Genomic DNA, 25,666 nt, shown 5'->3' on the forward strand with positions numbered 1-25,666 from the left:
ACGTAGTTAAACTGCTATTCCATTCGAATCATATCAACCGCTACATCAAGCAATTGACTACCGCCACCAAATACCACTCCTTTTAAAGGAGTTACATCAGAAAAGTCTCGCCCTACGGCTAGAGTAATATGCTGATCGCGTGGTAAAACATTATTTGTTGGATCAAAATCAACCCAACCAAAGTTTGGCACAAATACCGCAAACCATGCATGAGTTGCATCTGCACCTTCTAGCTTTTCTTCGCCTTCTGGCGGCATAGTTTCTATGTACCCACTTACGTATCGACCTGCTAACCCTACGCTGCGTAAGCATGCAAGCGCAAAGTGTGCAAAGTCTTGGCAAACGCCCCTTTTTTGTGCAAAAACAGTGCTCAAAGGCGTACTAATTGTTGTAAAACCAGGATCATAATGAAATTCATGAAAAATTCGTGCCATTAAATCTTTGCATGCAGAAATTATATTTTTGTGTGCATTAAACGAAATTAATGCGTATTCCTTAATTCCTTTATCTATTGGAATAAGTTGTGAAGGTAGTACAAATTCAGACGTTTTTAATAATTCCGCCGTATTTGGTTTAACCAATAAATCACGTACTTTTCGCCAAGCAATATCAACACTCTCTAAATTACTATTAGCGCCGACTAACAGTTCTACCTCGCTGATCATCGTTACTTTAAGTTTTTTATGCTGTATTGCTATTTCAAACGCTGTTACCTGATTATTAAAATAATCAGTAAATGTTTGTAAGTAAGTCGGTGTAGGTTCAATTTCTACACGACTACTGTGGCATATTTGCCCGCGATTCGTTTTTGGCGTTAATCGCGCTTGGTTTTGACACAAACTAACAAAGTCAGAATAGTTGTATGTAGTCGAGTGCTTTATTTTATATTTCACGATTGAGCTTGCTCAATATTAGTCCAGTTCAATTTATTTGCCGTTTGGGTATGAGAAAAATACTGTAGTAATAATACATCACAAAATGTATCTAAGTTCATACGCGTATTATGGTTAAATTCGATTAACTGGTTACGTTGTCCATTTTCACTTTTTTGTAGGTAATCTTTCTCAGTTACATAACAACTTGTTTTAGACAGTAAAATTGCTTTTTCGTGTGCCGCAATTACGCCTTGTCTGCGTTTTGTGGGTAAATGCTTACACAACTTATTAATTTCCTCTAACTGAAATAATAAAGAACGTGGGTATTCAGCATCTAAAAGTAATAACTCAAGCCCTGTACCAATGGTTTGATACATTCTGTATCGGCGCTTATGCGTAACTAAACTAACTTGGCAACTTAGCACGGCTTCAAGTAAGCCAAGCTCTTCGGGCTCGTCTAACTCTTTGGTTAATAAAGCCGCACTTAGTGATGTTATTTGTAAGCTACGCTCTACTCTTCTGCCCATTTCGAGTAAAAACCAGCCGTTACTATTCGGCATACAATCTGTAATCGAGCCATTAAAAGCCATAATTGAGCCTATAACTCTATCTAGGCTGCTTTGCATTGCACGCGTTGGAATATTAATATTTACATTTTTAAATACTTTAATTTGCTCATTAATATCATCAATTATTCGGCGGCTATCATGAGATAGTAATTCTTGAATTTGCACCGACGCATTAGCAATGTACTTTAATGTATTAATAATACTGCCAGCGCATTGCTCGTCTGCAAGGAGTTGAAAGGCAGTTTCTTTAGACAGATTTACATCAATTCCATCTAGTTTTAAATCAGGTTCTATATAGGGATAAACAATATATTGCGACCTAATGGCATTAGAAAGCCGTGCAACTATACTTTTTCGTATTGAATCTGGGTAAACAGAAAATTCGGTGTACTTGTCTATAAAAATACGCAATATACGTATGGTGTTTTCGCAGCGTTCTAAGTATCGACCCAACCAAAAAAGGTGCTCAGCCGTACGGCTCGAAATAACCCCTTCGAGTAGCGTTACATCCATTCTTTTTCTAATTGGCACCGGTGGATTATGCTCGCCTAAATCAACTCTATCGGCTGTATTTATCCATGTATCTTTGATCCAACCAGATATTCTCGGGTTGTTACTTTTTTCGTTCGAAAAACACAGTGCTGAAGGAAGTACTTCTACGCCATTTTCTGTGGTTAATGCATAACACCTAAATACCACTGGCTTGGAGATTAATTGTCCGTCATGCCAAAATGGTGCACTACTAAAAGAAGGTTTTTCTTGGAAAAAGTAATTATCGGGTTCTTTGCTAATAAGTAGCTTTATTTCTTGCTCGTCTAACACTCCATCTAACTTAAGTGTAGGGTCTATAGCAGATAGTAGTTCGAGGTTATTCCAATCAATGGCTTGCGCTTCTTTTACACTTAAGTAATTTGGCTCACCTAACAACAGCGGTTGTTTTAAAATTTGCTGCGATAACTTTTCTAAGTTGCATTTTATTGAAGGTGACGAGAGCACACCACTACCAAACGGGTTTAAAACCTTAACCGACCCTTGTCGTACCGATTGTAATAAGCCCGGAATACCATGAAGTGAATATTCAGTTTGCTCTAAAGAGTCAATACAACGATCAGAAACCCAGCGTAAAATGACATTAATTTTACCCAAGCCTTGTAACGATTTTAAACAAACGTCACCACCACGTACGGTTAAGTCGGCGCTTTGTACTAATGTGTAGCCAAAGTAGGTAGATAGGAATGCATGCTCGTTGTAGTTAGGGTCATCAATTCCTTGGGTGAGAATTACAATTCGTGGGTCATCCATATAGTGGGTATATTCATTAATACCCTCTTGGAATAAATTTAAAAATTCTTTAATTTGCTGAACATTACATTCGGCAAATTCTTCAGCCATTACACGCCTTGCAATAATACGGCTTTTAATTAATAGCCCTAAGCCTAACGGGCACTGACAATGATCGCTTAATACTTTAAATTCGCCTGTTGGCGTGCGGTAAACATCTAACGCGGTAAAAAAAAGTGTTAATTCGTTACTAGGTAGGCTAAAACCTTCGCGTAAGTAATTAGGGTCTTGAAAAAGCTGCTTTGCAGGAATATGACCATCAACTAATAATGTTTGGTCACCGTAAATATCTTGCTGAATTTTATTTAATAAAAGGGTTCTTTGTTTTATTCCCTCTTCGAGCAATGCCCAATCAGCTTTAGATAACATAAATGGCAATGGGTCGAAGTGCCACTGCTTATTGCTTTCATTTTTAATATTGCCATTTTGTAGCAATTGGCTAATTTCTGTAGCGCGGCTACTAACATCATCTGCTGTTAGGCTAGCTAAACGCTTAAATAATGTATCCCAATGGTCTGGGTTTAAACCACTGTGGTTTGCTAGTTCATCATGTCCATGTGATTTATCAAGGTATAAAGACAACCACTCAGGCAATTCCGGCATCGCGTTATTGTTAATATACAAGCTGAAAGCGCTCCAATTTATAGTAAATAGCCGTGTTCATAATGATGCTTTAAAAATATTTAGTCATTCCACTTTAAATAATTTCAAAGTGGAATGACACAACTATCAATTATTATTTAAAGTTGGGCTGCCTGCGTAAATCCAAGGTATTTGGATAATCAGGATTACTACTTTCTTCATCAGGCACTACGTATTCACTTGCGCTTTGCGCCGACTGAAAACTATGCGTAACCGCCGATGGGCTCCAGCTTGGTTCTGCTGATGCAAGTAAAGACGGTGTATGCCCATGCTCCCAAAATCTTGCGACTCTGCGCCCTTCAGCTTCAAATGCATTAACCGGTAGCGTTTCAGGATTACGCCCACCAGCATGGCTCACATGATATACAAAGCCTCCAACTGAACGTCCTTCCCACGTATCGATTAAATCAAAAACTAATGGTGCATGTACGCCAATAGTTGGGTGAAGCGCTGTAGGTGGTTGCCAAGCTCGGTATCGTATACCCGCGACCATTTCATCTTTTGCTTTACCTTTAACCGGTTTAAGCGGCACTCTTCGACCATTACACGTTACAACATAGCGGTCGCTCATTGTTCCTTGTACTTTTATTTGTACTCTTTCTAATGACGAATCTACATAGCGCGCCGTACCCGACGCACTTGCCTCTTCGCCTAGTACATGCCAAGGCTCGATTGCGGTTCTAAGCTCAAGTGTAACGTTATCAAGTTCTCGCGTGCCACATACCGGAAACCTAAATTCAAAAAATGGATTTAACCAACTTAACTGAAATTGAAAACCTGCTTGTTGTAAATCGCGGCTTACTTCAGCTAAATCGTTTTCTACATATTGTGGTAATAAAAACTTATCGTGTAACTCTGTACCCCAACGTATTAATGGCTTGTGGTAAGGTTTTTTCCAAAACCAAGCAAGTAAAGTACGCAACAGTAGCATTTGCACTAAACTCATTTGTGAATGTGGAGGCATTTCAAAGCCTCTAAATTCTACAATCCCTAAACGACCTGTGGCTGAGTCGGGTGAATAGAGCTTATCTATACAAAATTCTGCTCTGTGTGTATTACCCGTTAAATCCACTAATAAATTACGCAGTAACCTATCAACTAACCAAGGCTCAGGTACCTCACCTTCGGGCATATGCGAAAAGGCAATTTCTAGCTCGTATAAAACTTCATCACGGGCTTCATCCACTCGCGGCGCTTGGCTTGTAGGACCAATAAAAAGCCCCGAAAATAAATACGACAAACCAGGATGATGCTGCCAATAGGTAATAAAACTTCTTAAAATATCGGGTCTGCGTAAAAATGGGCTTTGCTCAGGTGTTTCGCCACCAAGCGTTACGTGGTTACCACCACCAGTACCAGTATGGCGACCATCTGCCATAAACTTATCGGTACCTAGTCGGCATTCTTTTGCTAAACCATATAGCGTTGTAGTTCGACTGACTAATTGATCCCAGGATGTTGAAGGATGAATATTTACTTCAATAACACCTGGATCTGGCGTTACAGCGTATTTTTCTACGCGGCTATCTTTAGGTGGGCTATAGCCTTCAATAACAAGCGGCATTTTAAGTTCTTTAGCCACACTCTCTATACTACTTATTAAACCCATGTAATGTTCAAAATGACTTGTTGGTGGCATAAATATATATAAACGCCCCTCTCTCACTTCCATTACAAGCGCAGTTTTAACCATTTCTTTACCAATAAAGCCCTTTTTAAGCTTTTTCGCTTTGGCAAAATTTTCTGGAATATCAAACGGGTCGCGGTCAATAATATTGCCGCTCCACTCAAGGCTGTCTAAAGGTAGGCGATAACCAAGTGGTGATTCACCCGGTAATAAAAAACAATGACCCCGTTTAAACTCCCACGTACACGACTGCCAACAGTTTTTACTATCGTTCCATTTTAAAGGTAGAACATAGCCAACAGGCTTTTCTATCCCTTTATCCATTTTAGCTAAAAAGCCTTTTCGGCTCATTGCATGGAGAAGTTCTGGTTGATCTGGCTTTATTTCGGTAGGTAATGAGGCTTCTTGCCACATGTGATATAAAATATCTTCATAAGCCGTAGTAAGTGCCTTGGTTTCAAGACCAAGTGAGTCACACAGTTTATCAGCAAACTTTTTAGTATCGGTATGATCAAATTTATAATCTTTATTAGGATCGGCTAATAGTGCAGCATCTTGCCATAAAGGCTCGCCGTCTTTGCGCCAATAGCACGCATATTGCCAACGTGGTAATGGCTCACCCGGATACCATTTACCTTGTCCGTAATGAGTAAAGCCACCTTTTGTGTATACTTTATTCATTTCTACAAATAAATTTTGAGCTAATATTCTTTTTTCTTTACCATCGGCATCAGTGTTCCACTGAGGATGTTCCATATCGTCAATAGAAATAAACGTAGGTTCGCCGCCCATGGTTAAATGTATGTTTTCTTCATTGTAAACATTATCAACGTGCTGACCTAAGCGATTAATTGCAGCCCACTGCGCCTCAGAATACGGCTTAGTAACACGTGGGTCTTCGTGTACACGCGTTACTTTATTATAAAAGCTAAACTCAGATTTACAGTCGTCTATACCGCCGGTTACCGGCGCTGCCGAGCTTGGCTCTGGCGTACATGCCAATGGAATATGACCTTCACCGGCAAATAAACCCGAGGTAGGATCAAGCCCTATCCAACCTGCACCCGGAATATACACCTCGGTCCATGCATGCAAATCGGTAAAGTCTTCTTCTGGACCGCTTGGGCCATCTAGTGATTTTTGATCAGACGTTAGCTGTACTAGGTAGCCCGATACAAATCGAGATGCCAACCCTAAATGACGAAACAATTGTACTAACAACCAAGCAGAATCACGACACGAACCTGTTTTTTTACTTATTGTTTCGTTTGCCGTTTGCACACCGGGTTCTAAACGAATGCCATAACCTACTAATTCATAAATAGCTTGATTAACAGCCACTAAAAAATCAACGCTTCTAAGCGGCTCTTTAGGATTTAAAGATTCAATTAATTCTTTAAATTTTGGACTGGCTTTGCGTTTTTTTAAATAAGGAGTGAGTTCTGATTTTGAAATAGCATCGTAAACAAACGGAAAGTTTTCGGCGTAATCTTCTAAAAAGAAATCAAAAGGATTAATAACCGTTAGTTCGGCGACCAAATCAACTGTAAAACTAAATTCGGTAGTTGGCTTGTTAAACACCACCCTCGCTTGGTAATTACCAAAAGGGTCTTGTTGCCAATTTATATAGTGATCTTCTGGAACTATTTTTAAAGAATAACTTTTAATTTTTGTACGGCTATGTGGCGCTGGACGTAATCGGAATATATGCGGCCCCATATTAACTGACCGGTCGTATTTATACTGAGTATGGTGCGAAATCCCAACTGTAATTGTCATCTATTAATTCCCCTTTAATAATGTATGGCCACAATATAACGCTGAAAATATTATTTGGACTAATTCACTTGTGCAATTTTTATACCAAAAGACTTGCTTAAGTAGTACTGTTCATCCACTCGCGGCTCTTGCACAAAGCAACGTTATGCATAAAGGTTTTGACCTAATTAATAGGAAAAACACACCAATTCAATAAATAGTAAACTTAGTGTAATTTAAACCATCAATTTTAGATTTTTAATGGTGCAGAAAATGCACCAAAATAGTGCTTTAAAATAACTTACAATTAAAGATAATTAATTTAAAATATTGAAATAAAACAAATAAAGTTAATTTTTCAAAATACTTACTCCATTATTTATAACGCTAAACGGTTATAATTAAAAGTATTTATTTAGAGTTTAAAAATCATTCAAAATAATCATTAAATAGTAAGAAATAGTTCACAATAAAGCTGCTGTTAAAGTAAGTAACGGTGCTATACTAGATCGATTTTTAACCGCTTACGTTACAGTAAAACTAACAATCTCGATGAGATAAAACAAGCAACTTTTAATACATAGATGCTTACTTTAAAGATTAGTTTTGCAGTGGTGTGTTTTAATTTCAAACAAAACAGAACACGTCCAATTTGAAAAACCAGCACACCTCACTAACCTGTTAATTTTTCATTATCATCAATGCTAAAGGTAATGCAGCCCTGGCGTATTTTCAGATTTTTTAAATCAACCCAATCTACCTAATAGGATATTTTCTTATGCAAAAGCTAACAGATGTCGGTGAAAACTTAGTTAATGGTATAGCATCTCGTTATAACCTCAGTCACGATGCAGTAATTCACATGTTAGTTAGCGTTAATAACGGCGGTTGCTCAATGGCACAGTTTAATTGCCCAGAACTTGGTGGTTCTGGTCAATGGATGCGCGGCGGAATGACAATGGTTGGCGACATGTTTAACAACGGCTTAAAATCAACCGTTGATAACTTGTGCAACGAACTTGCTAATATATTGAGCAATAACCAAATATTTCCGGTTATTCCTGCAGGAACGCCTGGCAGCAATCAATGGTGGCCAGGTAATCTAGGCAGCCCATTTAGCAGTGGTGCGCAAAATAATATTCGCTACGCTATATTCCCTAATCGCTTAGCCGTTGAATTAAATGGACAAGTGAGCGTATACGACACGTTAGATCATAATATTGGTGGTGTAAGCCAACAGCAAGGCAATAATACCTCTCTTACATTTAACAGTCAGTGGGGGACAATTAATGTAAATACCCTGCCATTAATTTCAGGGCAAACGCCAACGCCTCCAGAACCTCAAAAAGATTTTACGCAGCAAGTAACGCAGCCGAATTTTGCATCGTTAACACCAAACCAAGTTGAAGCACCGGCTAATAATACTGTGGGGCAATACTCGGTAGACGAAACACTTCAAATTATTGAAAAGTTAGCACAACTTCGCGACTCTAATGCGTTGAGTGATGATGAATTTAATATTAAAAAGTCTGAACTTTTAAAAAGGATTTAACCACTATCCTCCAATAGCATAGCGCTAAGTAAAAGTGGTTTATACGGTCTCTTTTTTATTCGGTAACATATGAAAACATTTAAATGTAATTGCACAGACCAACTTATTTTATTTTTTGAAAGCAGCCATTGTCTGGCTTGCGGTAGAACCGTGGGTATTGATGATGAGTTCGACCAAGTTGAACCCTATGAAATTGATGAGCAATCGGGGTTATTTTACAAAGCAGAAGCGCCTGAAGTTTTTTATAAAAAATGTGATAACAACGCTCAGTATCACGTATGCAATGGTATGGTTAATTTAGACACATTTATACCTGTTGCCAATAAAGACGAAGTGCTGTGTTTTTCGTGCCGCTTTAATGAAACGGTGCCCGATTTAAGTATTGTTGAACATATTCCATTATGGAAAAAAATGGAGACAGCAAAACGTCGCGCTTTGTATACATTAAAATCATTATCACTCCCTTTAAATACAACGATTCAAGAACCTGAAAGCGGATTAAGCTTCGATTTTATAGCAGATCGTAACGTAAGTGATCACTTTGTAAGCCCTATTATAGGTCAAGACGTTGTATTTACAGGACACGATTGCGGACATATCACTATAAACCTAGCCGAGGCAGACGACGTAGCGCGCTCTCAAGCTAAAATAGCGATGGGTGAGCGTTACCGTACTTTACTTGGTCATTTTCGCCATGAACTTGGTCATTATTATTTTGATCAACTAATCGCAAATTCACCAAAAAAACATGCTTTATGTAAGCAATATTTTGGTGATGACGAATTAGATTACCAGCAAGCGCTCGATATTCATTACAAGCAAGGTGCGCCAGCTAACTGGCATGAAACCTTTATCAGTGAATACGCTACTATGCACCCTTATGAAGACTGGGCAGAAACATGGGCGCATTACATGCATATTATCGATACGCTAGAAACAGCCAAAAACTTTTCAATTACAGGCTCAACAACGGGTAATGAGTTTGAATTAGATGAAGCAGACGAGCTTCGATTGCCACAAAGTGCCTATTACTTTAATTCACAAACATCGATTGATGCTATTTTAGATACTTGGATGGAATTTTCGATCATTCTAAATTCACTAAATCGCAGCATGGGACTTGCCGATGCCTACCCATTTGTACTTACTCAAGCGGTGCGAACTAAGTTATCTTTCATCCATCATGCCATTCATAACAGGCTCAATTTAATGCCTGATTTGAGCATTGGAAAAGTGTAATAAAATAAGCTCAGTCCAAAAAACATTTTAATAAAGAGCCATTTATTCTTGCTATGACTTTTCATGCATAGGTAGGTGGCTTTTTTATGATGAGAAAAAAGCCGTAAAAATAGTATATCCCCTACTTTCTCGCTGAAGCTTTGTTAGCTTGTCACAGCGAGGTTATTCTTAAGTCGACTTATGATTTTTTCTTGGTAAATACTAACTGTAGAAAACTTTTGTATTGAAACAAATAAGTCAGTTAGTTTTTCGTTTGATATATCAGAGATATTAATCCCTTTATATATAATAGGTGCATTATTTTGTCTGGTTAGATTATTCGACAGTAAAATATTCAATTTTACTGTACGTGCTAACTCTTCTTGATATAGAAAAAATTCTCTTAAATGTGTGCTAACAATATTGGCTGATTTTGATCTGTCTATCATTAAAATTTCGTCAATTAGTCGATTTAACCTGCTGCGAGACTCTATTGCTTCGTCGAGAATATCTAACCAATTAAGTTCGCTATTTGATAGTAAAGCTAAAAAATATACCGTACGTGCTTTATTGTAATTAATAAAACCAGGCCACATAACATCTTCGCTAGATACTTTAAGTGCTTTATCAAACTGCTCAGCGGCAGATTTAAGATACATACTTACTTCTTCAAGTATTGATGGCTCTATGGTATTAATGTTTTTTTGAGCCAGCTCTAAACCATCAATCGACAAAATATCTACAGAGTTCATATTTAGCGACTCTCGTAATAAATGCATGCCTTTTTTGTTGTAATACAAACCTAGGTAATTGTGGTAAATGGTTTTTGTAACTGGATTACGAAGAATTGGACCTCTCACATGAAGTAAGTCTGCATGAATATTAAAATTATCATCAGCTACAAAACTTTGGTAAGACACAACAGCTTTAAATAGCTTTATCGTTTCCGTTATTTGAATTGAATTACCTTTACTCACCGAGTGCAATATTTCACAGCGCCTATCAACTTCTGACAAAATTGTATCCATACGCTTTTTATAAAGCACTTTGTTAGTTTCTGATGCATTAAAAACAGCTGGAAATAAAACAATTAGGTCAATTATATATTGCAGGGTATCGGCAAAAAGAACGGCGGTTTCTGACTCTTTTTTTAGTTTATGCTCAATAGAGTCAAAAATTTCTTTCTCTAGTGTATTTTCATCTTGGGACTTAAACTGGTTAATCAACTCTGGAAGTGAGGTTACGTAATTTTCATTATCTAAAATGTTACCTTCCATTTTGCTAATATTATTTACACTATCAATTGATGTATATGTTCTAACAGTAATAAATAAAGCTAATACGGCTATACAAAAGCTTACTGTTGATATGGTAAAGCTTAGTAAATCTTTACCTTCTTTTAAATCATATACCCATACAGCAAGAAAAGCTGAAAGTAGAACAAGTAATAATATTGTAAAATATAACATTTTTGATGTGCGCATATGTCTTCCAGACTTGGGTCGAGCTAACAATCTAATATTGCTGATTTATAACACGAAAAACGCAGACTTCACACGCAAACTGAGAGTTACATAAGTTATTTATTATCGAGCTATAAAGCCTTTACTGAACGTAAATAATTAAATATCTGTATCACTCTTCCCACTTGCCCAGCGCTTGTTTGTCACTTTGTTTAAACTTAACCCAATTTGATGAGTCTTTAAAGTGCTCTTTTTTCCAAAACGTGGCATGGTTTTTTAAGTAATCCATTATAAATTGTGCGCCTTCGAACGCGGCTTGGCGATGGCGGCAAGTTACGCCTACAAATACAATTTGCTCGCCAAGTGCTAAGTAACCAACGCGATGAATAATGCATATTCTCGCCAGTTGCCAGCGAGTTTGTGCTTGCTCTGCAATAGATTGAAGCAGTTGCTCGGTCATACCAGGGTAGTGCTCAAGCTCAAGTGCAATAACGTTATCGTCACTGCTGAACTCTCTTACCAAACCTGTAAAGGTGACAACAGCGCCATCGCTTTTATCATTACTACAAAGCGTATTGTGCTCGTCACCTACATTAAAATCATCGGTTTGTACTTGAATATGTATGCTCATTAGCCACCTGTAACCGGCGGGAAAAAGGCAAGCTCATCCCCTGCTTTCACTATCTCATCGCTTGATGACATAGTTTGGTTAAGCGCTGCAAGTAGCTCACGCTCCTCCAGCCACGGTTGCCAATGCGGGTATTGGCTCACTAATCTTAATTTAAGCTCTGAAATACTAAGCGGCTGCGTAATTTCAAGGCTTAATTTACTGCACTTTAACCGCTCTTTTAGTTGCCCAAAAAATAATATCTCTACATTTTTGGCGCTAGGTATAGCATCGTTTGGATTAATCTCGCTGCCAACTGCCATTTTTGCCCCCAGCTTTTTGAGTAACGCGCATGCCGCTAATTTCCATTAGTGGGTCGGCTGCTTTACACATATCAAACAAAGTAAGGCTAGCCACAGATACCGCTGTTAACGCTTCCATTTCGACCCCGGTTTTACCGGCAAGTTTGCAGTAGCTGGTTATTTTAATTTGGCTGTTTGCTTCATCAAGTTCAAAATCAACAGCGACTTTAGTAAGTGCAAGCGGATGACAAAGCGGGATTAAATCAGCGCACTTTTTAGCGCCTTGAATACCCGCAATACGTGCCACGCCTAATACATCGCCCTTTTTGTTTTGATTAAGCATTACTTGTTCAAAGGCAAGCTTGCTCATGCTAATAAATGCTTCAGCTGAGGCATCGCGCAGGGTTATGTCTTTGAGCGATACATCAACCATATTAGCTTGGCCGTTTTCGTCAACGTGGCTTAACATACTATTGCTCACGCGATTCACACTTTTTACCAATGGTAATATGCGGTACAAAGTTACACGGTTTATGCATTGAGTTAAGTTGATCTTTTATAATGCCTGTCCACGCTGTTTTACATGCGCCTGTAGAGCCTGGCATACAAAAAATAACGGTGTTGTTAGCAAGTCCTGCAAGTGCACGAGATTGAATAGTTGAGTTACCAATTTCACCGTACGATATATGTCTAAATAGCTCACCAAAGCCGTCTACGCTTTTATCAAACAGCGGCGCAAATGCCTCAGGTGTTGAATCACGTTCGGTAAATCCTGTACCACCAGTCACTAAAATAGCGTGAATGGTGTCGTCGGCTATCCACTGCGATGCAATAGCGCGCATTTGGTAAACATCATCTTTTACAATTTCTTTATCCGCTAAGTGATGACCCGCCTCAGTTAGCGCTTTAATTAAGTAATGACCAGAAGTATCGGTAATCGCATCGCGCGTGTCGCTTACTGTAAGTACGGCAATGTTTAAAGGTATTTGTGTATCGCTTGTGTGGCTCATAATGTTCTTCTCAATAGGTTAATGCTTAGGTCAAAATGCTCATTTACAGCTTTAAATTGCGCCGGTGTATTGGTGTTTATTAATGCATGCGCTTTATTACATAAAAGCGTTTGCACACCAATGCTTTGGGTAAACTGTTTTATTGATTTATGACTGTTTGCGTTTGTGAGTATGTGTTTTAAATGATTTTTTACACTGCTTGTATTACGAATATACAGCGGTAGTGGTTCATTTTCAAAGTGCCAAGCATGTATTTGTGACTGATTTAATTGATTGCTCACACTTTGTACGTTATTTGTCTGAGAAGCCAGCACTATTGTGCTTAACAAACTACTCGTAAGTAGAGGCATATCAACCGCAGTAATAAGTAAATCGTGCTCGGTGACTATTAATGTGGAGTAAATTCCGCCAAGGGGTCCGCTGTTTGGGTATATATCTTTAACGTACTTTTCTGAGGGATAATCGCTCGGCGAGTAATGGCTCAATGACTTGACTGGATTTGTAACGTTGCGGCTTACCAATATATTTTTAGCACCTACCTCTTTTAATAAATCACACGCATTTTGCAAAAGCGTTTTATTTTTTAAAACTAAATCGGCTTTGTCTGTGCCCATTCTTGATGACTTACCACCAGCAAGCACAACGCCTGTAAAATCTCGCTTAACTTTTATATTGGATTTTATATCAGCTTTTATATGAGTATTCACATCAGCTCCCATATTAGCCGCCTAACATGGCTAAGTGAGTTGTCGCACCTGTTAAGCGTTTATCCAGCTCATGGCTTATTTCTTTATTGCCCATAGCGGCTTGAATTGCCTTTACGGTCGCTGCAGTATCGTCCTCGTTTAGTAGTTCGCGTAAATCTATACCTTGCTCGGCAAACAAGCATAAGTGTAATTTACCCAGCGCCGACACCCTTAAGCGATTACAACTTTTACAAAAATCTTTGCTGTAAGGCATTATTAAACCAATACGACCATCGTAATCTGGATGACAAAATTCCTCAGCGGGTCCATTTAGCTTTCCCCTAACTACTTGTAACCAGCCTTGAGCTAAAAGCTGGGCTTTAACCGTTTGCCCACTTAAGTGGTTTTCTTCAAAAAAGGTTGCGCCGTCACCGGTTTCCATTAATTCTATAAAGCGCACCGTAACTTTGTGGTGTTTTACCCACGCTAAAAAATCCTTCAATTGGTTTTTATTAAACTGTTTGGCAAGCACCGCATTTATTTTTATATCTTTTATGCCCAGCTCTACCGCGCGCTCAATCCCTTTTAAAATAAGGGTAAGTTTGTCGTGCCCTGTTATGAGTTTAAACATACTCGGATTTAAACTATCAATGCTGACATTAAGCGCATCAAGCCCTGCTTCTGCAAATTCATCAATTTTCTTTAATAAATTAAACCCGTTGGTAGTAATGGCTACTTTTTCTATGCCGCGCGTGTTTTTACAGAGTTTTATAATATCGGTGACGTCGTTTCGCAAGCACGGTTCGCCACCTGTAATGCGCACTTTTTTAGTACCTAGCTCTGCAAACGCATTTACCAGCGTGCTAATTTCGTTTTTATTTAAAAAATTACGCGGCGTATCGCACTGATACCCGTTTGGTAAACAATAACTACAACTAAAATTACATACATCGGTTATTGAGAGACGCAAATAGTTAAACTGCCGACCAAATTGATCATTAAGCATATGCTTCCTTTTTTCTTTACATTACAACCGCAACATCAATGCTGCTAGAACCTGCTTTGTAATGTTGTTTTATTAATTGGCTTAATTGTGTTTTACACGAACCGCAATTCGTTCCACATTTAAGTTCAGACCCCAATTGCTCGACTGTGTTTGCACCGTTTTTAATGGCGTTTATAATTGGCTGCTCTCTTACTTTAAAGCAGCTACACACTTGTGCACCTTGGGTAAATTCTTCATCGGGGGTTGCATAAAGCAAAGACTGTAACTGTGTAAAAGTCAGTAATGGCTCTGCAAACAAATGGTTTATCCACTCAAGTGATATTTCTTTTTGCTCGTTAGAAATAACACCAACAAACGCTAATTGATCGTTTTGAATACACTGCACATGCATGGCTTTTGCCGTATTCATAGCCGACCACTGCCCTTGTAAACCAGTTAAGGTTTGGCAGTAATACAGTAAATCACTTTTTGGTTCATTAAGCGCCAATTGGTAATTAAAGCAATTACTTGCATTAACTTTGAGCCAAAAATCACTGTCTATAACAAGTTCGTTTTTAGCAAACAGCTGCATATATTGCACAAAGGGTGCTTTAACTATATTAACAGCGCCGTGTTTGCACTCAGCCTGACCAGATAGAGGGTCAACTACCGATTGATACAACCCACTTACTGTTGCTGATGATGCAAATTGCTTGTTCCAGTGAATAGGCATAAAGCATTCACCTTTTCGCACGGCATCGGTTACTTTTGCATGCGCGGTAACCTGCCCAGTTTGGGCAATCGCACTTATTAAATCGTTTTGTTTAATTGCTAATTTACTGGCATCAAGCGGATTAATTTCAATGTACGGGCGTGTAATATGCGATGAAAGCGCAGTGCTTTTACCCGTGCGGCTCATGGTATGCCATTGGTCGCGTATACGCCCTGAGTTCATTACAAACGGGTAATCATTTGATGTTTTTTGCACCGGTAATTGCGGCATTATGGGTATAAAACGCGCCTTTTTATCAATGGTGCTAAATTGGTTATTTGTAAAAACCTGACCATTTTTATAAGGCTGATTTTTAACAACAGGCCACATAATGGGTTTTAAATTATCATACTGATTTTGTGTGAGCCCAACTAAACCAGAGAGGTTTAATAATCGGCTGCCATTATTTTCAAAGTCAGTTAATTGTGCCCATTCTTCAAAAATGCCACTTGGGTCTGTAAAATCAAAACCTTCAAAGCCCATTTTTTTAGCAACATCGCACATAATTTGCCAATCGTTTTTAGCTCCTGCATAAGGCGCTACTAACGGGCGCTGCCTTGATATTCTGCGCTCTGAGTTGGTTACTGTGCCGTTTTTTTCGCCCCATCCGGTTGATGGAAAAGCAACATCGGCAAATTTTAACGTATCACTTTTTGCAATACAGTCAGATACAACTACCAGCTCGCAGGTCTCTAATGCTTTTTTAATAGCGGCGTTATTGGGCAAGCTCACCATTGGGTTTGTAGCCATTATCCACACTGCTTTTATTTTGCCTGCGGCTATTTCATCAAACATATCGATGGCATTGCTGCCTGCTTTTTTAGCGATCGTTGGCGAGAGCCAAAAACGTTGTACAAGTGATTGATGCGCTGCGTTTTCAATATCTAAATGTGCCGCTAACTGATTAGCCAAACCACCTACTTCGCGCCCGCCCATCGCATTGGGTTGCCCAGTAATAGAAAACGGACCGCTACCTGGTTTAAGTAATTTACCTGAGGCTAAATGCGCATTAATAATGGCGTTGCATTTATCTACACCCGAGCTTGACTGATTTATACCCATTGAATAAAAGCTAATCGCACTTGGGCTTTTAGCAAATAGCGCGTAAAACTCAGTTACTTGCTCAATTGCTATATCGCAAAAGTCGCTAACTGCCTCACAGCTCCATTTTGTTGCCTCTTGCAGTGCGCTTTCAAAGCCGTTTGTGTGCTGAGCAATAAATTGCGTATCGAGGTGGTTATGCTTATTTAAATAATTAAGCAAACCGTTATAAAGCGCAGCGTCACTGCCTGGTTTTATATTTAAAAATGAGTCGGCAAGCTCAGCGGTGTCGGTTTTACGCGGATCAATAACCACCACTTTCATATTTGGGTTAAGTTGCTTTGCACGCTCCATTCGCTGATATAAAACCGGGTGAGTCCATGCTGCATTAGAGCCAATTAAAATAAGCAGCTCAGTTTGCTCTAAATCCTCGTAAGTACACGGCACTACGTCTTCACCAAAAGCCCGTTTATAACCTGCCACAGCAGACGACATACACAGGCGCGAATTTGTATCAATATTGCCTGAGCCTATGTAGCCTTTCATTAATTTATTAGCGATGTAGTAATCTTCAGTAAGTAACTGCCCCGATACATAAAAAGCCACCGCATCGGGTCCGTGCTTTTGTATTATGTCGTTAAATTTATTGGCAACGTGGTCGGTTGCTTCATCCCACGTAACGGATTGGTTATTAATAAGAGGCGACGTTAAGCGATTATCACTGCCTGTTGTGTCAAGCAAATGCGTGCCTTTTACACATAAACGACCAAAGTTTGCGGGATGCTCTCGCATGCCTTCAAGCTTGGTTGGCACATTATTAAAAAGTGAAATATCAACACCACACCCTACACCACAGTAAGCACATGTTGTTTGTTTTAAACTCGTTTTATTTATAGTTGGTGACGTGTTTGCGGTTGCCATACTGCTCTCTTTTAGTGTGCTTTAATTTATGCGGGCTGTTTTACAGGCTCATTAAGGGTAACTACGTTAATAGTGTTACTTGCTTTAGCGAGTGCGCTGCTTATTACGTTTTGAACGAGTTTTTCACAACCACCACAGCCTGTACTGGCTTTGGTGCTTTGCTGCACACTTGCCAAATCTATGCAGCCTTTAGCGACTGTTTGTTCAATGGTGTGTTTAGTTACTTTATGACAAGCGCAAATAATGGCGTCATCAGGCAAGTCATCGGCGCTTAGCTCTGCTATGTCGCCAGCAAGGGGCATAATGAGCGCTTCTGGGGCGGTGGTAAGTTCAATGTCGTTTAAATGATATTGCAGTAAATTATCGTAATCGCTGGTATCGCCAACAAGCACGGCGCCAATCAGCTTATTACTTTGTGAATTAGTGACTACTTTTTTATAAATACCATTGGGTTGATCTTCAAAATAATAGCTTATTGCACCTTCGCTGCGTGCATGTGCATCGCCAATAGAGCCTACTTCAACACCCATTAATTTAAGCTTGGTGCTCATATCGGCACCACTGAACTCATCGGCTTTATTGTCTAAGCCATTACTTTGCAAGGAACCTTGCTGGGTCTGTTGTAAAATATGCCCAACTGCAATTTTAGCCATGGCGTAACCGGGTGCCACTAAGCCAAAAATAAAATTATTCCACAGTGCACATTCACCAATTGCGTATATGTTTTTATCGCTCGTTTGGCAGTGGTTATTAATTACAATACCGCCGCGCTCGCCTAACTCTAAATTAAACTCGCGGGCTAAATTATCATAAGGGCGAATACCTGCTGAGAATACAATCATATCGGTTTCAAGGGTTTTGCCGCCTTTAAAACACATTTTGTAACGGCAACTTTCACCTTCTACTATTTCCTCAGTCGCCACTGACGTATGTACAGTAACGCCCAAATCTGTAATTTTGTTTTTTAGTAACCGACCGCCCCCCGCATCAACTTGTACACCCATAAGTTGCGGTGCAAATTCTATTACGTGAGTCTGTAAACCCAATTGCTTTAATGCGTTTGCAGCCTCAAGACCCAGTAAACCGCCACCAATTACCACGCCTACTTTGCTGCCGTGGGCTGAGTTTTTTATTGCGTGTAAATCGTTAATGGTGCGATAAACAAGGCAATGCTCGCGATCTTTACCCGGTATAGGCGGTACAAATGGGAATGAACCTGTAGCAAGCACAAGTTTGTCGTATTCAAACAACTCCCCTTTAGCGGTCGTTACAGTGTGCATATCACGATTTATATCAACCACTTTAGAATGAGTATGAAAGCGTACTTGCCAATCGTCATAGGTTTTATTGCATGTAAGTGCGAGGTCGTCTGCGGTTTTACCTTTAAAAAAAGACGATAGTTGTACGCGGTCATACGCTAAACGGTCTTCACCGCTTAATACCGTAATTTCAAATTGCTCATCAGCCTGATTTTGAGAAACCAGCTGCTGCACAAAATGGTGCCCCACCATTCCGTTTCCTACCACTACAACACGCTGCTTGCTTAGCATTTACTCACCTTAAAATGATATCTACTTTAGTAATTGACTAAAATTGAAATCGAATGATTTGTTATAGGATTGTTATAGCAATATGTAAGCCAAATATATAAGCATTTAAAATCAGCAAGTTGCCTACATTGGTGCAGAAGTAAAAAGCATAAAGCCCCACAAGATGGTGCAATTGCACCATCTTGTGTCGCTATAAATTACAAGAGGATATTAGAAGATAAAGAGGATTAAAATTTAGCGCTCATCCATATCCACAATTTTTGAGTATCGACTTTATTAGCTGCAGTATCGCCCGCTGAGTAATCAGCATATTTAACACCCACTGCGTATTGTTTATTAATAGGTTTAACGTATTGTACGTTTAGTTCAGTACCCAAATCGTCAACCCCATTTGATTGCTCATTAGCATCAAAACTGTGATAAGCCACCAGCCATTTTCCGTCAAACGCTTTACCATTTAAACTTATGTAAGTGTCGTCCAAGCCTTGTGCGGGTGTATTTAAAAACGTATCTGCCCAACCATTAAATTTATGTAACGTGGCAAGTGGTGTTGCAAACCCGTAATCGCTATTGTCAGAGCCAAGTGACTCTATGCCGACTTTTAATGTTACTGTCTTATTGCCCAAACCATTTAAATCAACAGCGCCTTCAAGTGCATAGTAATCGGCATCAAAATCACTCACGTTTGTTGAGGCAGACTGCGTTGCATACTCCGCTTTGTAATAAAACTTTATGTCGTTTAGGGTTTTATTACCGTTAAAAGAAACGCCATAAGTGTCTAAACTGTCGTCTTGTAGTGCATCGTCACTTAATAAGTAACTGTATAAAACCACTTTGCCGAAGTCTGTTTTAAAGCTTGCATTAATTAGATGATCGGACGATTTAATGTCTTTATCGTCAGCAAATATGCGGTTACGCTTATTTAAATAACTGTACTGTAAATCTATGTTATTTAATGCGTAATTAATGGTTGCTGCATCAAAGGTTTGCCTATCTTGGCGCCAACCTACGTGCCCAACAAAACGCTGCCCATCAAGGGCTATTACTTGGCGTCCTACTTTTAGCGATAGACCATCGCGGGCATATTTAACAAAACCTTGGTCTATCTCAGTGCTTTCTGGGTCTGCAATAACAGAGTAATTAGTGTTTTCCCCCACCGTATTGTTGTAATCATCTACGCCCAATAGGCTGCGAGTGTCTTCTACTTCAATAACGGCTGAAAAACCATTAACCTCGTCTGTTTGATGCGTTAAGCGGGTTCTAAGTGTTAAGCCGCTTGCATCTTTTAAGGCATTTTCTTGATCAACGCTTTCAAAACGCAGTCTAAAATCAAGATCAGTTTGCGCAGCAAAGCTTATTGAAGGCGCAGTGAAGCAACCCAGTATAAAAATAATAGGTAAGTTGTTCTTATAGTTAAGCATTTTGGTTCTCTAAGTTTTAATTATTAATACACATACCAAAGCAATAAATAAACACAGCGAAATACATTTCCACACCATAACTGGATCGCGTTTCATTATTGAGCTTTTATTAGCGGTACTTTCTAAATAAGGATTAGGTTTGTTGATATCGTTTATAAACTCAGAAAAAGCTTGGTATCTGAGCTCAGGTTTAGGGGCAAGCGCTTTCATAAGGGCTTGATCTAACCAAAACGGAATATCGGCTCTGTATTTACGAATACTTGTGTAGTGCCAATGGCTGTAATCTTTTGGCGCTACGTGGTTAAGTGGCAGTGGTTTGTAAGGTAATTTTGAGCACAATAACTCGTATGCAATAACGCCAAGTGAAAACAAATCACTTTTAAAATCGGCGTGCATAGTAATAAGTGTTTCGGGTGCGGTGTAGTCGGCAGTGCCTTGCGGGCAATCATCCGCAATTTGTTTGACCGACTCGTCCATAGCTGCAACACTTACTGTGCCGTAATCAATGAGCGTTACTTTTCCGTGCGCATCTATCATTACATTATCGAGTTTTAAATCGCGATGTACCATATCGAGTCGTTGAAACGCCCTTAGTGCATGTACTATTTGTTCAATAATACTGCGCACTTGGGTTATTTCTGGGTGCGGCACATCGTGCTTCCAATCACTGAGTGTTTGCCCGTCCATGTACTCACAAATATGATACAAAAAACGACTCTGCGATTGCGTACTCAATACTTTCATCACGTTTAAATGGTTTATGCGTTGACCTACCCAGCCTTCTCTTATAAAGCCTTGAAGGTAGTGCACATCGTCTTCAAAATTAACCGAAGGTGCTTTTAAAACCACTGGCGGTATATCGGGCGCTTGTTGCACTAAATAAATGTGCGAGCGACTACTGGCATGCAATTTACGAATAACCGTGTAGTCATCAATTTTTTGCCCAACATTAAGCGCAGGTGGAATCTTTCGTCGTGTTAGCGAATGATAAAGCTCATCTAACTTTTGCTCGGCAATATTTTCTACTTTTACCAGTAAGCAACTTACGTTGTCGTCACTCCCTCGCGCTAATGCAAGTTCGGTAATTGCTTTAGCTGCATTTTCTAAATTAGTGCGCTCTAAATTAACGTGTTCATTAATTAATTTAGCTATATCGCTGTTTGGGAGCACATCGTGTACGCCATCGCAGGTTAATATATAAATATCGTCTGCTTTAAGGTCAACTTCGTAAACATCTATTTCTTGATGAAGTTGTGCGCCAAGTGCACGCGTTAGCGTATCGTTTACTTTGTGATCCCGTGTTATCGCCTCAATTTTATTTCCTCGCAAGCGGGTAATACGCGTATCACCTAAGTGAAATATATAACCCGTTGCCGACTTTAAAATAAGTGCTGTAAAAGTGGTCATCCAATCGGCTTGGCGTTGACCAAGGTGATTGTAATTAACCGATTGCGAATAAAGCCACTGATTTAAACTTGCTAACACCTTCGACACTGACTTTTTAACCGCCCAACTTTCGGGGGTATTTAAATACTCATTTATAAAATGAGTAACCGAAAGTTGAGACGCTTGTTTAGCATTTTTTGCTGATGAACACCCATCGGCTAAGCAGGCAATAACGCCTTTAGACTCTTTTTCTTGCGCTTTGGTATTAAGAGCTGCAAACGCATCTTGGTTTTCTGCTTTTAACCCTTTAGCACTGTGCCCGCCAAATGAAACGTTGAGTTCATTTTTTAGCGCTTTAGCGTGGAGTGTTTCATCAAACATGGTCAATAATGCCTTAAGTCACTGAAATAAGTTCAACGGTGCCGTCTTCATTTACTTCGGTAATGTGTCCATCTGGTTCTTTCATAAAAAACAGTGCGCCCAAGCCAAGTAATGCACTACCCGCAATAATGAAAAAGAAGGTTTGATAATCAACAAGTGACAATGCCGTTAAGTAAACTACTGCACCAACATTACCGTATGCGCCTGTCATACCTGCAATTTGCCCTGTTAAACGACGCTTAATTAGCGGTACTGCGGCAAATACAGCGCCTTCACCTGCTTGCACAAAGAACGAACATACCATAGCAGCTACTACAGCAAGCCATAAAGGCCACGATGCATCAACCAAGCCCATTACAAAATAACCAACAGCAAGACCCATCGTAAGTACAATAAGTGTTATACGACGACCTAATTTATCTGAAATCCAACCGCCACCAGGGCGAGATGCTAAGTTCATGAATGCGTAAGCAGAGGCTAAAATACCGGCATACACCATATCAAGCGCAAACACATCCATAAAAAACAGCGGCAACATAGAGACAACCGCAAGCTCAGAACCAAAAGTTGTAAAATATAAAATATTTAAAACAGCCACTTGCTTAAACTCATAACGATGCGACTCAGGTACAGGCTCTTTAAAAATATGACCATTTACGTCAAAGGTTTTATACACTTCGTAAATATAAAGTAGGACTAAAAAAGCATACACAGCAAGTACAAAATTAGCCGAAATTAAGTTAGCACCGGTTGGCGAAAGCTTCCAAGTAAGTAATGCTAATGCGCCGTACATAGGAATTTTCATAATAAGCAGTAATACAAAGTCGCCTTTACTGGTTACTTCCATTGCGCCTACTTTTTTAGGTTTAAAGTATGTACCACCTTTTGGCGTATCGGTTACATTTAAATACCAAATAACACCAAATATAACGCTTAATACACCGGTTAAACCTACTGCATAACGCCAGCCATCTTCGCCACCAAACATAAGTGCAATAATTGGTAATAACATAGCCGCTGCTGCTGATCCAAAATTACCCCAACCGCCATAAATACCTTCCGCTATACCCAACTCATTAGCAGGAAACCATTCACTCACCATACGAATGCCCACAACAAAGCCAGCACCAATAAAGCCTAAAGCAAAACGCGCTATTGCGGCTTGCTCAAATGTAGTTGCCATAGCAAACATAAAACATGGAATACTACAGCTAATAAGGAGTGCCGCATAAACAATACGGGGACCAAATTTATCGGTTAGCATACCCACCACAACACGCGCTGGAATAGTTAACGCTACATTTAAAATTAGTAATGTTTTAACTTGTGCCATGGTGATCCCAAGTGAACCCGCTATGGCACCTAATAAAGGAGCATGGTTAAACCATACAAAAAATGACACAAAAAAGACCATCCAACTTAGATGCAATACTTTCATTTTTCCGCTAAACGATATTAGGTTAAACCCTGAACTCGGTTGCATGTTTATTTCCTCGTAAACGTATTATTGTTTTACTAATGCTCCACTCTTTTATATGAGTAGCAGCCCAATGTTTGTTAAATTTAAGTTAACCCGATATAGCAATTACTGAGCCACTAATTAAAAACCATAAATTTCATATGGTTACATGCCACAGCTGTTTTTATACGTTATAGTTGCACTATATGAGTGAAGGGCTCTGGGTTGTTAGAGTGCAAATAAAAAGCGTTACTACTTGCTCTTGGATTTAACAACTTGGTATTGTTCAAAAAAAGGTTGAGAAGTTTGAAAATGCAAAAAACACCATTAACTTACCAGCAGCAACTGCGCTATTCTCGGCACATTATGCTGCCGCAGCTTGATATAGACGGACAAGAGCAGCTATGGCAATCGCATGCTTTAATTATTGGTGTGGGTGGGCTTGGGTGTGCGGTAGGTCAATACTTAGCGGCATCTGGCGTTGGGACGCTTACCTTAGTTGATAACGATGAAATAGACGTGACCAACCTGCAAAGGCAAATACTGTATAAAGAAAGTGATATTGGTAGTTCAAAATGCAGTGCTGCTAAAAAGCAGCTTAACGCGCTTAATAGTGAAATAGACATAAACACCATTGAGGCATTTTTTGATACAAGTACCTCTACAGAACAATTATTTAATAACATTGATATAGTGATTGATTGCTCAGATAACCTAGCAACGCGCAATGCACTTAATAGCGCCTGTTTTAAAGCTAAAGTTCCGCTAGTGTCAGGCTCTGCAATACGTATGGAAGGACAAGTCGCGTGTTTTACTATGGATGAAAACAGCCATTGTTATGGCTGTTTATCACAATTTTTTAGTGAACAAACACAAAGCTGCTCTGAATCCGGTGTACTTTCCCCTATTGTGGGGCTAATAGGCAGCATTCAGGCTACTGAAGCGCTAAAAATGCTTGCTGGTTTGCCAAGTGGTTTAAGCGAGCACTTATTGCTGGTGGATGGTTTAAGCATGGAGTTTAATCGTTTTAAAATAGCTAAAAACAGTCAATGTGCGGTGTGCAGCATTTAGTTATTCTAGATTACTGATTGTTGTATAAAGCACATCGCCCACTTTAAAGTCGTTTTTGTCCCACACTCGTCTTGATGCCAAACAATACAATGTTTGCCCATCTACATTAAGCGTTAGCTGCCACTTATTATTAATAAGCTCAGCCTGAATTAATACCGACCTTAAAACATTACTGTGCGTTGTTTGCTCAGGCTTTAAAGCACTAAACGACATTTGCTCACTTTCTATAATTAGCTTATTACTGCTGTCTACAAGTGCAGGAAGCACAAAAAGCGGCTGCTCACTTTGCTGTAATTGTAGTTGATATAGCCCGTAGTCTTCATCAAATTTAACCACATCGTAATTAATTAAGCTCAGCGGTGTTTGCCTATCGTTTGCATAAATAGCCTTTGCAACGTGTGCACTTGCACCCTGGTTTATCACCTTACCTTTATCAAGCTGAATAAGGGTATCGCAGCAAAATAGCAGCTCTTTTAATGAGTGACTTACTATTATAAATTTAATATTAAACTTAACTGCAAACTCGCTAAGTTTAGTGAGCGTTTTAAAACGCAATGACCAATCAAGCGCACTAAAAGGCTCATCAAGCATTATAAATTTTTGACCTGCTAACAGCGTACGCGCAAATACTACACGTTGGCGTTCGCCACCCGATAAGCTTTGTACGTCACGGTTTAGTAAGTCTTGTAATTCAAGCGCTTTAACAACGTATTCTAGCGTTAAGCTAGTTTGTTTATTCCCGCAGTGTTTTTGTGTAAACGCTAAATTACCTGCCACATCTAAATGAGGAAACAACGGGCACGATTGCAACTGAAGCGTAATACCGCGTTTATCGCTTGGTAACTCATGCACTGGCTGATTGTTTACATAAACATTTTTTGCCGGCTCTAAACCGCTAATACAACGCAGTAATGTTGACTTACCCGAGCCAGAAGGCCCGTAAACACCCAATACATTAAACGACTCAAGCTCAAGGTTTATATCTAAATCAAAGTTATTGAGTGCTTTAAAAAGGCTTAACTTAATCAT

The 25,666-nt window shown here is 39.4% G+C and carries 19 protein-coding genes; 3 read left to right on the forward strand and 16 right to left on the reverse strand.

Features of this window, described 5'->3' with window-relative positions; all coding sequences use genetic code 11:
* Window positions 1-14 precede the first annotated feature (14 nt).
* From I6F40_RS10935 to I6F40_RS10945, 3 genes are all read right to left on the reverse strand, one after another.
* On the reverse strand, window positions 15-893 hold the full coding sequence (locus I6F40_RS10935; RefSeq protein ID WP_166377604.1) for a transglutaminase family protein: 879 nt from the start codon (window positions 891-893) through the stop codon (window positions 15-17).
* A complete protein-coding gene (locus I6F40_RS10940; protein ID WP_024593781.1) occupies window positions 890-3,409 on the reverse strand; it encodes a circularly permuted type 2 ATP-grasp protein in 2,520 nt (839 codons plus the stop codon). The genes I6F40_RS10935 and I6F40_RS10940 overlap by 4 nt, the downstream gene beginning before the upstream one ends.
* A 112-nt stretch (window positions 3,410-3,521) precedes the next feature.
* Window positions 3,522-6,833 (reverse strand): transglutaminase family protein, encoded by a 3,312-nt coding sequence (locus I6F40_RS10945; protein WP_166377606.1) that lies wholly within the window; start codon window positions 6,831-6,833, stop codon window positions 3,522-3,524.
* A gap of 757 nt (window positions 6,834-7,590) precedes the next feature.
* On the opposite strand from I6F40_RS10945, the gene I6F40_RS10950 reads away from it, so the two are divergent.
* A complete protein-coding gene (locus tag I6F40_RS10950) occupies window positions 7,591-8,364 on the forward strand; it encodes an SHOCT domain-containing protein (protein WP_007585227.1) in 774 nt (257 codons plus the stop codon).
* 69 nt (window positions 8,365-8,433) lie between these two features.
* A complete protein-coding gene (locus I6F40_RS10955) occupies window positions 8,434-9,603 on the forward strand; it encodes a zinc-binding metallopeptidase family protein (protein WP_197192925.1) in 1,170 nt (389 codons plus the stop codon).
* A gap of 143 nt (window positions 9,604-9,746) precedes the next feature.
* Here I6F40_RS10955 and I6F40_RS10960 read toward each other — a convergent pair whose 3' ends face one another.
* From I6F40_RS10960 to I6F40_RS11015, 12 genes are all read right to left on the reverse strand, one after another.
* Complete coding sequence (locus tag I6F40_RS10960; protein ID WP_166377608.1) at window positions 9,747-11,066, reverse strand: hypothetical protein; 1,320 nt, start codon at window positions 11,064-11,066, stop codon at window positions 9,747-9,749.
* A 151-nt stretch (window positions 11,067-11,217) separates the two neighbouring features.
* Window positions 11,218-11,676 (reverse strand): molybdopterin synthase catalytic subunit MoaE, encoded by a 459-nt coding sequence (gene moaE, locus I6F40_RS10965; protein ID WP_166377609.1) that lies wholly within the window; start codon window positions 11,674-11,676, stop codon window positions 11,218-11,220.
* A complete protein-coding gene (locus tag I6F40_RS10970) occupies window positions 11,676-11,975 on the reverse strand; it encodes a MoaD/ThiS family protein (protein WP_166377610.1) in 300 nt (99 codons plus the stop codon). Before I6F40_RS10970 ends, moaE begins: the two co-directional genes overlap by 1 nt.
* On the reverse strand, window positions 11,953-12,423 hold the full coding sequence (gene moaC, locus I6F40_RS10975) for a cyclic pyranopterin monophosphate synthase MoaC (protein WP_166377637.1): 471 nt from the start codon (window positions 12,421-12,423) through the stop codon (window positions 11,953-11,955). Before moaC ends, I6F40_RS10970 begins: the two co-directional genes overlap by 23 nt.
* A gap of 1 nt (window position 12,424) precedes the next feature.
* Complete coding sequence (gene moaB / locus I6F40_RS10980) at window positions 12,425-12,964, reverse strand: molybdenum cofactor biosynthesis protein B (protein WP_007585240.1); 540 nt, start codon at window positions 12,962-12,964, stop codon at window positions 12,425-12,427.
* The gene (locus I6F40_RS10985; protein WP_166377611.1) at window positions 12,961-13,683 is read right to left on the reverse strand and encodes a molybdenum cofactor guanylyltransferase; all 723 of its coding nucleotides are present in this window, start codon (window positions 13,681-13,683) and stop codon (window positions 12,961-12,963) included. The genes moaB and I6F40_RS10985 overlap by 4 nt, the downstream gene beginning before the upstream one ends.
* 1 nt (window position 13,684) lies before the next feature.
* Window positions 13,685-14,656: a GTP 3',8-cyclase MoaA gene (gene moaA, locus I6F40_RS10990; protein WP_166377612.1), complete on the reverse strand. Its 972-nt coding sequence runs from the start codon at window positions 14,654-14,656 to the stop codon at window positions 13,685-13,687.
* 16 nt (window positions 14,657-14,672) lie between these two features.
* Window positions 14,673-17,369 (reverse strand): nitrate reductase, encoded by a 2,697-nt coding sequence (locus tag I6F40_RS10995; protein ID WP_166377613.1) that lies wholly within the window; start codon window positions 17,367-17,369, stop codon window positions 14,673-14,675.
* 26 nt (window positions 17,370-17,395) lie between these two features.
* The gene (locus I6F40_RS11000; protein WP_166377614.1) at window positions 17,396-18,919 is read right to left on the reverse strand and encodes an FAD-dependent oxidoreductase; all 1,524 of its coding nucleotides are present in this window, start codon (window positions 18,917-18,919) and stop codon (window positions 17,396-17,398) included.
* A 227-nt stretch (window positions 18,920-19,146) separates the two neighbouring features.
* On the reverse strand, window positions 19,147-20,340 hold the full coding sequence (locus I6F40_RS11005) for an alginate export family protein (protein WP_166377615.1): 1,194 nt from the start codon (window positions 20,338-20,340) through the stop codon (window positions 19,147-19,149).
* Window positions 20,341-20,349: 9 nt separating this feature from the next.
* A complete protein-coding gene (locus tag I6F40_RS11010) occupies window positions 20,350-22,107 on the reverse strand; it encodes a bifunctional protein-serine/threonine kinase/phosphatase (RefSeq protein WP_166377616.1) in 1,758 nt (585 codons plus the stop codon).
* A 13-nt stretch (window positions 22,108-22,120) separates the two neighbouring features.
* Window positions 22,121-23,590 carry a NarK family nitrate/nitrite MFS transporter gene (locus tag I6F40_RS11015; protein ID WP_166377617.1) on the reverse strand — a complete coding sequence of 490 codons (1,470 nt, stop codon included), beginning with the start codon at window positions 23,588-23,590 and terminating at the stop codon, window positions 22,121-22,123.
* 288 nt (window positions 23,591-23,878) lie between these two features.
* On the opposite strand from I6F40_RS11015, the gene moeB reads away from it, so the two are divergent.
* Complete coding sequence (gene moeB / locus I6F40_RS11020; RefSeq protein WP_166377618.1) at window positions 23,879-24,637, forward strand: molybdopterin-synthase adenylyltransferase MoeB; 759 nt, start codon at window positions 23,879-23,881, stop codon at window positions 24,635-24,637.
* On the opposite strand, the gene I6F40_RS11025 is transcribed toward moeB, so the two are convergent.
* A complete protein-coding gene (locus tag I6F40_RS11025) occupies window positions 24,638-25,666 on the reverse strand; it encodes an ATP-binding cassette domain-containing protein (protein WP_166377619.1) in 1,029 nt (342 codons plus the stop codon). It lies immediately after the preceding gene.

Source organism: Pseudoalteromonas sp. SWXJ133 (genome assembly GCF_015864365.1).
GTDB classification, from domain to species: domain Bacteria; phylum Pseudomonadota; class Gammaproteobacteria; order Enterobacterales; family Alteromonadaceae; genus Pseudoalteromonas; species Pseudoalteromonas arctica.